Origin of the sequence: Vibrio sp. Vb0598, from assembly GCF_033338935.1 — a bacterium.
GTDB classification, from domain to species: domain Bacteria; phylum Pseudomonadota; class Gammaproteobacteria; order Enterobacterales; family Vibrionaceae; genus Vibrio; species Vibrio alginolyticus.
Genome location: NZ_JAWOTP010000230.1, coordinates 1 through 1,135, shown reverse-complemented (window position 1 = coordinate 1,135; position 1,135 = coordinate 1). Strand labels below are relative to the sequence as shown.

Below are 1,135 nucleotides of genomic sequence, written 5' to 3'. Positions count from 1 at the left end.
CAAGGAAGTTGTGATATCGTTCAATGCTCTTTGTTGAGTAATAATTTTATTGCAAATTTAGCAATTTAGAGTCGATAGTTATATTTTTATAGCCCAATTGACTAACGTTAGAATAAAGGAATCAATTCAGTGAAGCGTTTAGAGCTAAGTGCAGGATTATCAAGCAGACCGCTACTGGCTCAGATCAAGTCCAACCACCACGCAATTCAAGCGAAGCTCAGTTTGCTACTTACTTGCCTATTTATTGCGATAACTGGGTGGATACTCGGTAAAGTGGTGTGGTTAGCAATCCCTCAAACGTCTGATGTGCCAAAATGGAGGCCGTCGGCGGGTAATGTTATTGCCAGCAATAAATCGAATACGATTGATTTCAATGCCCTTCAAAGCGCCAACTTATTTGGCAAATACACCGAACAAAAGCCTGTGGTCGTTGAGCAACCTGTTGTGAAAGACGCCCCAAAAACACGCCTGAATCTTACCCTTGTTGGCGCCGTTGCTAGCAGCAATCCTCAAACCAGCTTAGCGGTGATCGCTAACCGTGGTAAGCAAGCGACCTACGGAATTAGCGAAGAAATTGAAGGTACGCGTGCCACACTAAAAGCGGTGTTGGTCGATCGCGTGATCATCGATAACGAAGGCCGAGATGAAACTCTAATGCTGGAAGGCGTTGAGTATAAAAAATTGTCAGAATCGCCGCAGGCTACTCGAGTGCAAGCTGCACAGAAAGAACCTGCGTCAGACGTGAGTGACAAACTAGAGCAAATCCGAGAGGAGATTGCGAAAGATCCACAGAGTGTCTTTAAATACATCACCATTTCTCCAGTGAAAAAAGACGACGCCATTATTGGCTACCGAGTTTCTCCGGGTCGTGATGCGGCGTTATTTAATGATGTGGGTCTAGAACCTGGTGATATTGCGGTGCAACTTAATGGGATCGATTTAAGTGATCCATCTTCTTCAGTACAACTGATGCAAGTGATGAGCGATCCGCAAGAACTGAATTTGACTGTTGAGCGAGATGGTCAGCAGTACGACATCTATATCCAATTGTAATACTTAGGCAACCAGCGTAAGTTCAGGGAGACATACGTGAGACAGAGGTTTAGCAAAAGGGCTTGGGTACTTGCAGGGAGGC

Annotated in this window: 1 protein-coding gene; it reads left to right on the top strand. The window is 44.9% G+C overall.

The annotated features are described in order from the left end of the window. Positions 1–129 precede the first annotated feature (129 nt). Entirely contained in the window at positions 130–1,053 is a 924-nt protein-coding gene (gspC, locus tag R7Q38_RS24310; protein WP_005465330.1) for a type II secretion system protein GspC, read from the top strand. The last annotated feature ends 82 nt before the right edge of the window (positions 1,054–1,135 follow it).